Origin of the sequence: Parvularcula dongshanensis (genome assembly GCF_014199615.1) — a bacterium.
GTDB lineage: Bacteria > Pseudomonadota > Alphaproteobacteria > Caulobacterales > Parvularculaceae > Parvularcula > Parvularcula dongshanensis.
In genome coordinates this window covers 291,025-304,483 of sequence record NZ_JACHOB010000002.1, presented here as the reverse complement: position 1 = coordinate 304,483, position 13,459 = coordinate 291,025, and the positions used below count along the sequence as shown (strand labels likewise).

General features: G+C 66.5%; 6 protein-coding genes. All 6 read left to right on the top strand.

Translation table 11 applies throughout. The features are described 5' to 3' along the window. The first annotated feature begins 158 nt into the window (after positions 1 to 158). Complete coding sequence (locus GGQ59_RS07175; protein WP_183817101.1) at positions 159 to 659, top strand: hypothetical protein; 501 nt, start codon at positions 159 to 161, stop codon at positions 657 to 659. 69 nt (positions 660 to 728) lie between these two features. Beyond that, the gene (locus tag GGQ59_RS07170; RefSeq protein WP_183817100.1) at positions 729 to 1,475 is read left to right on the top strand and encodes a fimbrial biogenesis chaperone; all 747 of its coding nucleotides are present in this window, start codon (positions 729 to 731) and stop codon (positions 1,473 to 1,475) included. A gap of 12 nt (positions 1,476 to 1,487) precedes the next feature. After that, the gene (locus GGQ59_RS07165; RefSeq protein WP_183817099.1) at positions 1,488 to 3,938 is read left to right on the top strand and encodes a fimbrial biogenesis outer membrane usher protein; all 2,451 of its coding nucleotides are present in this window, start codon (positions 1,488 to 1,490) and stop codon (positions 3,936 to 3,938) included. Then, positions 3,938 to 4,792 carry a hypothetical protein gene (locus tag GGQ59_RS07160; RefSeq protein WP_183817098.1) on the top strand — a complete coding sequence of 285 codons (855 nt, stop codon included), beginning with the start codon at positions 3,938 to 3,940 and terminating at the stop codon, positions 4,790 to 4,792. The genes GGQ59_RS07165 and GGQ59_RS07160 overlap by 1 nt, the downstream gene beginning before the upstream one ends. 261 nt (positions 4,793 to 5,053) lie before the next feature. Then, a complete protein-coding gene (gene rpoB / locus GGQ59_RS07155; RefSeq protein WP_183817097.1) occupies positions 5,054 to 9,139 on the top strand; it encodes a DNA-directed RNA polymerase subunit beta in 4,086 nt (1,361 codons plus the stop codon). A 95-nt stretch (positions 9,140 to 9,234) separates the two neighbouring features. After that, the gene (gene rpoC, locus GGQ59_RS07150; protein ID WP_183817096.1) at positions 9,235 to 13,455 is read left to right on the top strand and encodes a DNA-directed RNA polymerase subunit beta'; all 4,221 of its coding nucleotides are present in this window, start codon (positions 9,235 to 9,237) and stop codon (positions 13,453 to 13,455) included. Positions 13,456 to 13,459: the final 4 nt, after the last annotated feature.

Below are 13,459 nucleotides of genomic sequence, written 5' to 3'. Positions count from 1 at the left end.
AACCAACAGTAACTTACCTATATCATATTTTAGCAGCAAAGTCTGCATCGCGTTGAAGGAGAGCGACGCGAAACCTCTGTGATGACTGCGTTTTGTCCTCTCAACGAGGAGAACTTTCCGTGGGGGAGAGTTCCAGAAAAAACCTGGAAGGAAATGCCATGAAACGCCTAGCAAGCCTTGCGGTCCTGTCCGCTGCCTTCGTCACGCCCGCCTTCGCGCAGGCCGGAGGCGGCCAGATCCGCGGCGTCGTGCAGCCCGTCTGTGCCGTGACCGATCTGTTCGGTTCGATTCAGTTCCCGGCACTGACGGCCGGCGCTTCGCTCAGCGACGACTTCTCCGTTCGCTGCAACGACGCGGACGGCGCCAAGTTGACGATCCGTTCCGTCGAGAACGGTCTCGAAAGCGACGATAACGAAGATCAAGTCGTCAACTACACCCTTGCCGTTTCCGGTACCGGGATCGGGGCGTATGACGGCCTCGGCTTCACCACGAACGGTCCGGGTGGGAACGACAAGACGGCCAGCGGCAATGCGGGCCCGGGTTCGGCCTACGCGCTCGCAGGCGGCGTAAGCGGTCTCATCAGCGTGACGCTGAACTCCACCGGCCTGTGGGCAGGCGGCTACTCGGACACGATCCAGCTTCAGATGACGGCGAACTAAGCCGTCCAGGCCGGGAGGGCGAAGGCCCCCCCGGCCATCTCGTTCGGGTCCGAAGGGGGAGTACGACCAATGCATGCGACGAGACCGTCCGCTATAGTCCGCATTCTGCTGGCCGCCGGTGCGGTGATGATCGCCGCGGGTTCGATGCTGAGCGCACAAGCGCATAGCGTCCAGCCGATGCGGTTCGACCTGCGGCCGAGCGGTTCGGGCAGCCAGACGACGCTGACGGTCGAGAACACCAGAGCCTACCCGATCACCCTCGAGATCCTCGTCGACGCTCTGACGTTTGGCGAAGACGGTGAGGAGGTTCTGACCTCGTCCGAGGACGACTTCCTCGTCTTTCCGCCCCAGATGATGATCGAACCGGGCAAGACTCAATCGGTTCGTGTGCGGTACATCGGTGATCCTACGATAAAGGAATCGAGGGCCTACCGGATCCACGTCAATCAGATCCCGGTCGATCTGACGGGCGAGCAAAGGTCCGGGGTCGCGCTCGCCGTGAACTTCGCGACCTTGGTCAACGTCGTGCCGGCAGGCGCGAAGCCGAAGGTGGTGGCGAGCGCGGTTGAGGAGGCGCCGGGCGGGTATGCGAGGCTGTCGCTGATGAACGAGGGAAAGGCCTATGCGCGGCTGCTCGACATGCGGCTCGCGTTGACGGCGAACGGCGAACGGCAAGTCTACGACGGCAAGGCGATGGAACCTTGGCTGAACGGTGCATCCAACCTGATGCTTCCCGGAACGCAGCGGGAGCTGATCGTGCCGCTGCCGGACGGCTTCACGGCGACCAATATGGAGGTCGCCCTTCTCGCGCAGTAGGGCGCGGGACCGGTGCCTTCGCTTCGTTTTGCTTCGGCGGTCCTTCTCTTCCTGCCTGTCTCCGCTCTGGCGGTAGAGCCGTTCGACCAGGCCGCACGCGGTGCCCCGTCGGCCGATGCAGCCCCCGACTTCGTACTCGATCTGCCTGTCTCCGTGGACGGTCAGTACCGAAGGGACCTCGCCGTCGGGGTCAGCATGGAGGGAAGGGTGTGGTTCCAGAGCGGCGCGCTTCGCGACCTTCTCGCGACGCTCGCACAGGACGGCTTCGTCGAGGAGATCGCTCTCTTGGACGACGAGAGCCTGGTATCCGCCGCGGCGCTGCTCGAGCGGGGGCTGGCGGTGACCTACGATCCGGCCAGCCTGAGTGTCGACATCGAGCTTCCCCCGGCGATGCGGCGAACGCAGCGCATCGCGGTCCGTCCGTTCTCGGACGCGCCGTCGGACGGACAGCTCGAACCTGCGGACATTGCCGTAGGCTTCGTTCTCGATCTTCGTCCCCGCTACGTTCACGAAGGGCCGAACGAAGGGCTCGCGCCGCTCGAAGGGCGCCTGGACGCGGTGGCCAATCTCGGCGGGTTTGGGGGATGGAACCTCATCGCCTCGGCGGACCTCCTGGAGGGAGCCAAGCACCCGGCGGTCGTCACGGACGCAGCGATCTTCAAAGACGACTTCGAGCGGGCGGTCCGTTTTCTGGCCGGTACGCTTCGCCCCGTTTCCCCTTCGCGCCTGCAGACCTCTCCGGACCTCGTCGGCGTCGGCGTGTTCCGAGATTACGCGGCGATCCAACCCTTCGCCAACCTACGGCCAAACGGCGCGACGAGCTTCACCCTCGAGCGCGAGAGCCTGGTGACGGTCGAAGTGAACGGGGGGGCGGTACTGACCGAGCGCCTCCCGGCTGGCTCCTACGACCTGTCGGACCTTCCCCTGATCACGGGCGGCAACGATGTGCGTGTGCTGATCGAAGACGGGTTGGCACGGCGCGAGGTCGCGGTCCTTGGCGCTTATGTCGATGTCGACCTCCTCGCTCAGGGGCGATCGCGCTTCGCGCTCGCGGCCGGGGGGTTGCGCCGCCGCGGGGGGGCGTTTCCCGAGACGAGCGGTGAGACCGTTCTCGTCGCGCAGTACGATCGCGGTCTGACCTCTCAGCTCACCCTCGGCGCTGCGGGCCTTGCCGTCGACGAGGACTGGCAGGTCTCGGCGCGCGCCGCCCTTGGAACCCCGATCGGCGTCTTCGCGGTCGAAGGCGCCTTGCAGGACCGCGCGGCGCGGGCGGGGGCGGCGCAGGCCCGCTACAGCTGGCAATCGAATCCGACCGCCCCGACAAGCCACAGGATCGACGCGCAGTTCGGGATCGCCGAGGCGGGGTTCGGGCCGCTCGCCCAGCTCTCCTTCGGTCCGGTCCGAAGCGAGCCGCGGCGTGTCGACGCGAACCTCCTCTACACGCTTCGCAGCGGCGCCTGGAACTTCACGGCGGCGGGCCAGTGGAGCGAGCGCGGGAAGGTCGAGACGGCCGCGGCCTCTCTCGGTGTGTCGGTCGCGCTGCGCGAGGTGACCTTCGGTTTGACGGCGCGCTACGAGCAGGTCAGCGATCCGGTCTTCGGTTCCTCCCATGAGGAGGCGGTGTTGTTCTCCGTCTCGCAGCGGCTGGGTGATCGTCTGCGCGGCCGCGTCACCTATGACAGCGACGAGCGCACCACGCAGGCCCAGATCCTCCGGATCGGGCAGCAGGGCGTGGGGGAGTGGAGCGGCCGCCTCTTGGCAACCGACGACAGCGTGAGCGAGTCGGTCGATGCCGCCGTGAGCCTGATCACGAACAGGGCGGAGCTCGGGCTCGAGCACCGATCGAGCCGCCGACGAGGGTTCGTCAGCTCGGAGACCTCGGGGCGCGTCGCCGTCGGCGTCGGCATCGCCGACGGCCGCGTCGCGGCCGGGCGACCCTTCGGGGCGGGCTTCGCGGTCATCGACCTGCACGAGTCGCTGAAGGGGCGCGAACTGACGGTCGTGCGGCCCGGCGGGGAGGTCGCGGCGAGGACCGGACGGCTCGGCCCGGCGCTTCACCCCCTGCGCGTCGCCTACAGGACGGAGACCATGATGCTGGAAGTCGAGGAACTCCCGGTCGGTTACGACATGGGACCGCCGGAGGTGGAGGCCTTCCCGGGGGCCGTCGCCGGCTACGTCTACACGGTCGGCTCCGGGGCGTCCGCCACGGTCATGGGCACGCTCGTCGGCGCTGATGGCGAACCCGTGGCGCTCGCCATCGGCGCCTTGGTCGCAAGAGACGGAAGCGGGGATCCCGCGGCCTTCTTCACCAACAGGACCGGCCGGTTCGTCGCTGAAGGCCTGAGGCCCGGCCAGTACGACGTGACGCTCGCGCCGGAAGGCCGCGTAGTGGCCGTGATCGAGGTCGAGGAGGGGGAGGAGGGGCTCGTACGCCTCGGAGAGCTGAGGCTGGCGGAAGAGTGATGCGCCTGCCGCTTCTCATTGCAACGCTGCTCGCGGCGTCGGTCGTTCAGTCGGGGGCCGTTCAGGACGCGGCCGTCCTCGACGTCCGGCGAGAGGACGAGCCCGCCTACGAGCCCTACGCCAGCGACGGGGTCATCGTTCGCCTCGCGGTCGCCGCGCAGGACGCGCCCGAGGGGGCATCGCTGCGGGTAGAGCCTGCGGCCGGCGCGGCGCTGGTCTTTCAAGGGCCCGGCGGTGCGCTTCCTTACGTGCTGCGCGACGCGGTCACGGCAAACGAGGGCGCCGTCCTCGCCCTGCCTATGCGTTCGGAGGGGACGGGGTCGGTCGCGGAGTTCGGCGCGGTGGTGAGCCCCGGCTACGTCTCGCCGCCGGGCACCTACGAGGCGCTTCTGGACCTGACGCTTCTTTCTCCTAGCGGCGAGGTGCTCTCGCAACTCGTCGCGGTTCCGCTCGGACTTCTGGTTCCGGCACGGGCGCAGGTCGTGCTGGCAGGGACTTCGGGTGCGTTCGACCCTGCGCTCAGCGTCGCCTTCATCGACCTCGGCACGTTGACGGACGGCGTCTTCCGCGATGTCTTCGTCACCGTCCGCGCCAACACGGCGAGCGAGATCACCGTCAGTTCCCAGAACGGCGGCGTCCTCGTGCACGATGAGCGTGCCGACCAGATCGTTCCCTACCGAATCGAACTCGACGGCGTGAGCGCAGTGCTGACCCAACCCCTGCGCGTGACGCGCAGTCCCGCCCTCGACTGGGCAGGAACCGCCTACCCCTTGCGGGTACAGGTCGACGAGGTCGGGCCCGTCTTCTCCGGAACTTACCGTGACGAGATCGTCATAGACGTCGTGCCGCACTGAAACCGCAGCCCAGCGCTTGCAATCCGGTGGCACGCGGTCTACTTGCCCCGCTCACCCCCGGTGCGGCCCCGGGGGGATGGCTGTGCACGTGCAACGATCATTCGTTAAGAAAAACTGACTCTGGTGTGACGCGACGGCGCGCGCTTGCTGCATGGCAAGGGCGCGTTTCGGCGTCTGGCATACCGCCCGCGGTCGCACGCTGCGGGCCTCCCCGAGCCGGGGGGTGCCAGACCGCCCGCTGCACCGCTGAAGGGACCTGTAATGGCTCAGAGCTTCGTCGAGAAGAAACGCATTCGCAAGGGCTTCGGCCGCATCGGCGACGCCGCCGAGATGCCGAACCTCATCCAGGTTCAAAAGGAGAGCTACGAGGCGTTCCTGCAGCGTTTCGTGCGGCCCGAAGAGCGGGGCCGGGACGGCCTCGAGGGCGTCTTCCGCTCGGTCTTCCCGATCTCGGACTTCACCGAGACCGCCTACCTCCAATACGTCTCCTACGAGTTCGAGGAGCCGAAGTTCGACACCGAAGAGTGCATGCAGCGCGACATGACCTACGCGGCGCCGCTCAAGGTCAAGCTTCAGCTCGCCGTGTTCGAGGTCGACGAGGACACGGAGTCCAAGTCGATCAAGGACATCAAGGAGCAGGAAGTCTACATGGGCGACATGCCGCTCATGACGGACAACGGCACCTTCATCATCAACGGCACCGAGCGCGTCATCGTCAGCCAGATGCACCGCAGCCCCGGCGTCTTCTTCGATCACGACAAGGGCAAGACGCACAGCTCGGGCAAGCTTCTGTTCGCTGCCCGGATCATTCCCTATCGCGGCTCCTGGCTCGACTTCGAGTTCGACCCCAAGGACATCGTCAACGTCCGCATCGACCGCCGCCGCAAGCTGCCGGCGACGACGCTGCTCTACGCGCTCGGCATGGACCAGGAGGACATCCTCGAGGTCTTCTACGACCGCATCTCTCACGAGGCGCAAGGTAAGGGCTTCACCATGCCCTTCGACGCGAAGCGCATCCAGGGCACCAAGCCCGAGCGTGACCTGATCGACGCCAAGTCCGGCGAGGTCGTGGTCGAGGCCGGCAAGAAGATCACCGCGCGCACGGTCCGCCAGCTCGAAGAGCAAGGTGTCGAGGCCTTCTTCCTCACCCGCGAGGAGATGATCGGCCGCTACTTCGCGCGCGACATCGTCAACCCGGAGAACGGCGAGATCTTCGCCGAGGCCGGCGACGACGTCACGGACGAGGCGCTCGAGGCGCTGGCCGAGCAGAACGTCACGTCCTTCGAGACGCTCGACATCGATCACCTCAACATCGGCGCCTACCTGCGCAACACGCTCGCGGCGGACAAGAACACCAACCGCGAGACCGCGCTGATCGACATCTACCGGGTGATGCGCCCGGGCGAGCCGCCGACCCTCGAGACGGCCGAAGCGCTGTTCTCGGGCCTCTTCTTCGACCCCGAGCGCTACGACCTGTCGGCCGTCGGTCGGGTGAAGATGAACATGCGCCTTGGCTTCTCGAACGAGGAGGTCACGGACGAGGTCCGCACGCTGCGCAAGGAGGACATCCTCACCGTCCTCAAGACGCTGGCGGGCCTGCGCGACGGCAAGGGCGAGATCGACGACATCGACAACCTCGGCAACCGCCGGGTGCGCTCGGTCGGCGAGCTGATGGAGAACCAGTACCGCATCGGTCTCCTCCGCATGGAGCGGGCGATCAAGGAGCGCATGAGTTCCGTCGAGATCGACAACATCATGCCGAACGACCTGATCAACGCGAAGCCGGCCGCGGCCGCGGTGCGCGAGTTCTTCGGCAGCTCGCAGCTGTCGCAGTTCATGGACCAGACGAACCCGCTGTCCGAGATCACGCACAAGCGCCGCATGTCGGCGCTCGGGCCGGGCGGCCTCACGCGTGAGCGCGCGGGCTTCGAGGTCCGCGACGTCCACCCGACCCACTACGGCCGGATCTGCCCGATCGAGACGCCGGAAGGCCCGAACATCGGCCTCATCAACTCGCTCGCGACCCACGCGCAGGTGAACAAGTACGGCTTCATCGAGAGCCCGTATCGCCGGGTGAAGGACGGGCACGTCACCGACGAGGTCGTCTACCTCTCCGCCATGGAGGAGCAGCGCTTCGCGATCGCTCAGGCCAATGCCGAGCTCAACGATGACGGCAGCTTCGCCAACGAGTTCGTCAACTGCCGGATCTCCGGCGACGCGACGCTCGTCCCGCGCGAGGACGTGGCCTACATCGACGTCTCGCCGAAGCAGCTCGTCTCGGTGGCCGCGGCGCTCATCCCGTTCCTCGAGAACGACGACGCCAACCGCGCCCTCATGGGCTCGAACATGCAGCGCCAAGCCGTGCCGCTGATCGAGGCCGAGGCGCCCTATGTCGGAACCGGCATGGAGAGCGTGGTGGCCCGCGATTCGGGTGCCGCGATCGCCGCGCGCCGTCCGGGCTTCGTCGAGCAGGTCGATGCCCAGCGCATCGTCATCCGCGCGACCGAAGAGACCGATCCGACCAAGTCGGGCGTCGACATCTACAACCTGCGCAAGTTCCAGCGTTCCAACCAGAACACCTGCATCAACCAGCGTCCGCTCGTGAAGATCGGCGACACGGTGACGGCAGGGGACATCATCGCGGACGGTCCGTCCACGGACCTCGGCGAGCTCGCGCTTGGCAAGAACGTGCTCGTCGCGTTCATGCCGTGGAACGGCTACAACTTCGAGGACTCGATCCTGATCTCCGAGCGCATCGTGCGCGACGACGTCTTCACCTCGATCCACCTCGAGGAGTTCGAGGTCGCGGCCCGCGACACCAAGCTTGGTCCGGAAGAGATCACGCGGGACATTCCGAACGTCTCCGAGGAGGCGCTTCGTAACCTCGACGAGGCGGGCATCGTCGCCATCGGCGCCGAGGTGCATCCCGGCGACATCCTCGTCGGCAAGATCACGCCGAAGGGCGAGAGCCCGATGACGCCGGAGGAGAAGCTCCTGCGCGCGATCTTCGGCGAGAAGGCGGCCGACGTCCGCGACACCTCGCTCAAGCTGCCCCCGGGCGTTTCCGGCACGGTGGTCGAGGTGCGCGTCTTCAACCGCCACGGCGTCGAGAAGGACGAACGGGCGCAAGCCATCGAGCGTGACGAGGTCGATCGCCTGGCGCAGGACCGCGACGCGGAGCTTGCGATCCTGGAGCGGAACATCTTCGGCCGCCTCGAGGACATGCTGGTCGGCGCCGAGGCGACCTCCGGACCCAAGGGCTTCAAGAAGGGGCCGGTCGCCAAGGATCAGCTGAAGGAGCTTCAGCGCGGTCTGTGGTGGAAGATCGGCCTCGCCAACGAAGCCGCCATGGGCGAGATCGAGAGCCTCAAGAAGCAGTACGACGAGAGCCGTGCGCGGCTCGAGGCCCGCTTCGAGGACAAGGTCGACAAGCTGCAGCGCGGCGACGAGCTGCCGCCGGGCGTCATGAAGATGGTCAAGGTCTTCGTCGCGGTGAAGCGCAAGCTTCAACCCGGCGACAAGATGGCTGGCCGCCACGGCAACAAAGGGGTGATCTCCAAGATCGCGCCGATGGAGGACATGCCGTTCCTCGAGGACGGCACGCCCGTCGACATCGTGCTGAACCCGCTCGGCGTGCCCTCGCGCATGAACGTCGGTCAGATCCTTGAGACCCACCTCGGCTGGGCCTGCCGCGGTCTCGGCCGTCAGATCGGCGACGCGCTCGAGGCGTACTCCCGCGACGACAGCAAGAAGGCGGACTACCTTCAGAAGCTGAAGGCCGTGTACGGCGAGAACCAGGAGCTGCCTGAGGACGAGTACGAGCTCAAGGAGCTCGGCAAGAACCTCATCAAGGGCGTTCCGATCGCGACCCCCGTCTTCGACGGCGCGCGCGAGGCGGAGATCGTCGAGATGCTGAAGAACGCCGGCCTGTCCGAGACGGGTCAGGTGACGCTTCACGACGGCCGTACGGGCGAGCGGTTCGCGCGCCCGGTCACGGTGGGGTACAAGTACCTCCTGAAGCTGCACCACCTCGTGGACGACAAGATCCACGCGCGTTCGATCGGCCCCTACAGCCTCGTCACCCAGCAGCCCCTAGGCGGGAAGGCGCAGTTCGGCGGCCAGCGCTTCGGCGAGATGGAGGTCTGGGCCCTCGAAGCCTACGGTGCCGCCTACACGCTGCAGGAGATGCTGACCGTGAAGTCGGACGACGTGGCGGGCCGGACCAAGGTCTACGAGGCGATCGTCCGCGGCGACGACGCCTTCGAAGCCGGCATTCCCGAGAGCTTCAACGTTCTCGTCAAGGAGATGCGGTCCTTGGGCCTCAACGTCGAGCTGCAGAACGGCTGACGACGAAGGGCAGGGGGCCTCGGCCCCCTGCGCCGACCGACTGAACCATACTCGCGGCGCCATCACGGTTCCGCACCGCCCTGAAAGGACACCCCATGTCTCAGGAACTCGCGAACGTCTTCAATCCGCTGGCCCAGCCGCAGACGTTCAACCAGATCCGCATCTCCCTGGCCTCGCCCGAGAAGATCCTTTCCTGGTCGTTCGGGGAGATCAAGAAGCCCGAAACGATCAACTACCGCACCTTCAAGCCGGAGCGGGACGGCCTGTTCTGCGCGCGGATCTTCGGTCCCGTGAAGGACTACGAGTGCCTGTGCGGCAAGTACAAGCGCATGAAGTACAAGGGCGTCGTCTGCGAGAAGTGCGGCGTCGAGGTGACCCTGTCCAAGGTGCGCCGCGAGCGCATGGGCCACATCGAGCTGGCTTCCCCGGTCGCGCACATCTGGTTCCTGAAGTCGCTGCCGTCGCGCATCGCCATGTTCCTCGACATGACGCTGAAGGACGTCGAGCGGGTCCTCTACTTCGAGAACTACATCGTCGTTGAGCCGGGCCTGACGGCGCTCGAGCAGTTCCAGCTGCTGAGCGAAGAAGAGTACATCGAGGCGCAGGAGCAGTACGGCGACGACAGCTTCACCGCCGGTATCGGCGCCGAGGCGATCCGCGACATCCTGGCCAACATGGACCTCGACGCGGTCACCGAGCAGCTGCGCGTCGAGATCAAGGAGTCGACCTCCGAGCTCAAGCCCAAGAAGCTCGCCAAGCGCCTGAAGCTGATCGAGGCCTTCATGACCTCGGGCAACAAGCCCGAGTGGATGATCATGACGGTGATCCCGGTCATCCCGCCGGAGCTTCGTCCGCTGGTGCCGCTCGACGGCGGTCGCTTCGCGACCTCCGACCTCAACGACCTCTACCGCCGGGTCATCAACCGCAACAACCGCCTGAAGCGCCTGATCGAGCTGCGCGCGCCCGACATCATCGTGCGCAACGAGAAGCGCATGCTGCAGGAGTCGGTCGACGCGCTGTTCGACAATGGCCGCCGCGGCCGCGTCATCACGGGCACGAACAAGCGCCCGCTGAAGTCGCTCTCCGACATGCTGAAGGGCAAGCAGGGCCGGTTCCGTCAGAACCTGCTCGGCAAGCGGGTCGACTACTCCGGCCGTTCGGTCATCGTGGTCGGGCCGGAGCTCAAGCTGCACGAGTGCGGCCTGCCGAAGAAGATGGCGCTCGAGCTCTTCAAGCCCTTCATCTACTCGCGCCTCGACGCGAAGGGCCTCAGCGCGACCGTCAAGCAGGCGAAGAAGCTCGTCGAGAAGGAACGCCCCGAGGTCTGGGACATCCTGGACGAGGTGATCCGGGAGCACCCCGTGCTCCTCAACCGCGCCCCGACGCTTCACCGCCTCGGCATCCAGGCCTTCGAGCCCAAGCTGATCGAGGGCAAGGCGATCCAGCTGCACCCGCTCGTCTGCACGGCGTTCAACGCCGACTTCGACGGTGACCAGATGGCCGTTCACGTGCCGCTGTCGCTAGAAGCGCAGCTCGAGGCCCGCGTGTTGATGATGTCGACCAACAACATCCTCAGCCCGGCCAACGGCAAGCCGATCATCGTGCCGAGCCAGGACATCGTCCTCGGCCTCTACTACATCACGCTCGAGAAGGAGGGTGAGCCCGGCAACGGCATGGTCTTCACCGGCCTCGACGAGATCGAGCACGCGCTCGAGTCGGGCGCGGTGAGCCTGCACTCCAAGATCAAGGCGATCTGGCGCTCGGTCGACAAGGACGGCAACGAGACGAAGGAGCTCGTCGAGACCACCCCTGGCCGCATGAAGGTCGCGGGCGTTCTGCCGAAGGACCACAACGTGCCCTTCCAGGCCGTGAACCAGCTCCTGACCAAGAAGACGATCCAGGGCCTGATCGACACGGTCTATCGTCACTGCGGTCAGAAGAAGACCGTCATCTTCGCCGACCAGGTGATGCAGCTCGGCTTCAAGGAAGCCGCGCGCGCCGGCATCTCCTTCGGCAAGGACGACATGGTCATTCCCGACACGAAGGCGGGGATCGTCGAGGAGACCCGTGCGCTGGCCTCCGAGTACGAGCAGCAATACGCCGACGGCCTCATCACGCGCGGCGAGAAGTACAACAAGGTCGTCGACGCCTGGGCCAAGTGTACGGACCGGATCGCCGACGAGATGATGGGCGAGATCAGCCGCACCAAGTTCGACCCCGAATCGGGCCGGACGTTGGAGCCGAACTCGGTCTACATGATGAGCCACTCGGGCGCCCGTGGTTCGCCCACCCAGATGCGCCAGCTCGCCGCCATGCGCGGCCTGATGGCCAAGCCCTCCGGCGAGATCATCGAGACGCCGATCGTCTCGAACTTCAAGGAAGGCCTCACCGTGCTCGAGTACTTCAACTCGACCCACGGTGCGCGGAAGGGCCTCGCGGACACGGCGCTCAAGACGGCGAACTCGGGCTACCTGACGCGTCGCCTCGTCGACGTGGCGCAGGACTGCATCGTCAAGGAGACCGATTGCGGCACCGATAAGGGCATCACCCACGAGGCGGTGGTCGATTCGGGCGAGATCGTGCTGCCCCTGGCGGAACGCATCCTCGGGCGCACCGTGCTTGAGGACGTGACGCACCCGGACTCGGGCGACGTCATGGCCAAGGCCGGTACGCAGCTCGACGAGCCGACGGCCGAAGCGATCGAGATGGCCGGCATCCAGAAGGTCAAGGTGCGCAGCCCGCTCACCTGCGAGACCAAGATCGGCGTCTGCGCGACTTGCTACGGCCGCGACCTCGCTCGCGGCGAGCCCGTCAACATCGGCGAAGCGGTCGGCGTCATCGCAGCGCAGTCGATCGGCGAGCCGGGCACGCAGCTCACCATGCGGACCTTCCACGTCGGCGGCACCGCGCAGGTGGGCGACGTCTCCCTCATCGAGGCGACGCACCCCGGCACGATCAAGCTCGAGAACCGGAACGTCGTTCGCGACAGCTCCGGCGACCTCGTCGTCATGGGTCGCAACACGCTCGTGAAGATCGTCGACAAGGACGGCTCCGACCTCGCCAGCTTCAAGGTCACCTACGGCACCAAGCTGCGGGTGGACGACGGCACCGAGGTCGCGCGCGGCCAGCGCCTCGCGGACTGGGACCCCTACACCCTGCCGATCCTCACCGAGGCGGCGGGCAAGATCTCCTACGAGGACCTCGTCGAGGGCGTCAGCTTCTCGAACGTGGCCGACGAGGCGACGGGTCTTTCGTCCAAGGTCGTTCAGGACTGGCGTTCGAACCCGCGCGGGTCGGACCTCAAGCCCGCCATCGGCATTCGGGGCGAGGACGGCGAGCTGGCCAAGGGCGAGCAGGGCGGCGAGCTTCGCTACCTCCTGCCCGTCGAGGCGATCTTGTCGGTCGAGGACGGTGCGGACGTCTCCGCAGGCGACGTGCTGGCGCGTATCCCGACGGAAGGCGCCAAGACGCGCGACATCACGGGCGGTCTGCCGCGCGTGGCGGAGCTGTTCGAAGCGCGCCGTCCGAAGGACCACGCCATCATCGCGGAGATCGACGGCCGGGTAGAGTTCGGGCGCGACTATAAGAACAAGCGCCGGATCTCGATCGTCCCCGTGGACGAGGACCAGCCCGCGGCCGAGTACCTCGTGCCGAAGGGCAAGCACATCGCGGTGCAGGAAGGGGACTTCATCGCCAAGGGCGAGTACCTGCTCGACGGCAACCCGGCCCCGCACGACATCCTCGACGTGCTCGGCATCGAGGAGCTGGCGAACTACCTGATCAACGAGATCCAGGAGGTCTACCGACTCCAAGGCGTGCCGATCAACGACAAGCACATCGAGGTGATCGTTCGCCAGATGCTGCAGAAGGTCGAGGTGACCGATCCCGGCGAGAGCTCGTTCCTCAAGGACGAGCAGGTCGACAAGGTCGAGTTCGACGAGGAGAACGAACGGATTGAGGCCGAGGGCAAGACCCCGGCCGAGGCCCGTCCGATCCTCCTCGGCATCACCAAGGCCTCGCTCCAGACGCGCAGCTTCATCTCGGCCGCGTCGTTCCAGGAGACGACCCGCGTGCTGACCGACGCCGCCGTCAACGGCAAGATCGACACGCTGGACGGCCTCAAAGAGAACGTCATCGTCGGGCGCCTGATCCCGGCGGGCACGGGTGGCCAGATGGCCAAGCACCAGATCGAGGCGGACCGCCGCGATCAGCAACTCATCGCCGAGCGCGAAGCGCGCGAGGCGGCGGCGCTGCCGGCTCCGGAGAGCGTCACCTTCGACCTGCCGGAGGACGAAGGATCCGCAGCGGCCGAGTAGGGCG

What these genes read in the sequence shown, in the direction of transcription:
- GGQ59_RS07175 (WP_183817101.1), top strand. Translation starts at nt 159, where the DNA reads ATGAAACGCCTAGCAAGCCTTGCGGTCCTGTCCGCTGCCTTCGTCACG.
- GGQ59_RS07170 (WP_183817100.1), top strand. Translation starts at nt 729, where the DNA reads ATGCATGCGACGAGACCGTCCGCTATAGTCCGCATTCTGCTGGCCGCC.
- GGQ59_RS07160 (WP_183817098.1), top strand. Translation starts at nt 3,938, where the DNA reads ATGCGCCTGCCGCTTCTCATTGCAACGCTGCTCGCGGCGTCGGTCGTT.
- rpoB (WP_183817097.1), top strand. Translation starts at nt 5,054, where the DNA reads ATGGCTCAGAGCTTCGTCGAGAAGAAACGCATTCGCAAGGGCTTCGGC.
- rpoC (WP_183817096.1), top strand. Translation starts at nt 9,235, where the DNA reads ATGTCTCAGGAACTCGCGAACGTCTTCAATCCGCTGGCCCAGCCGCAG.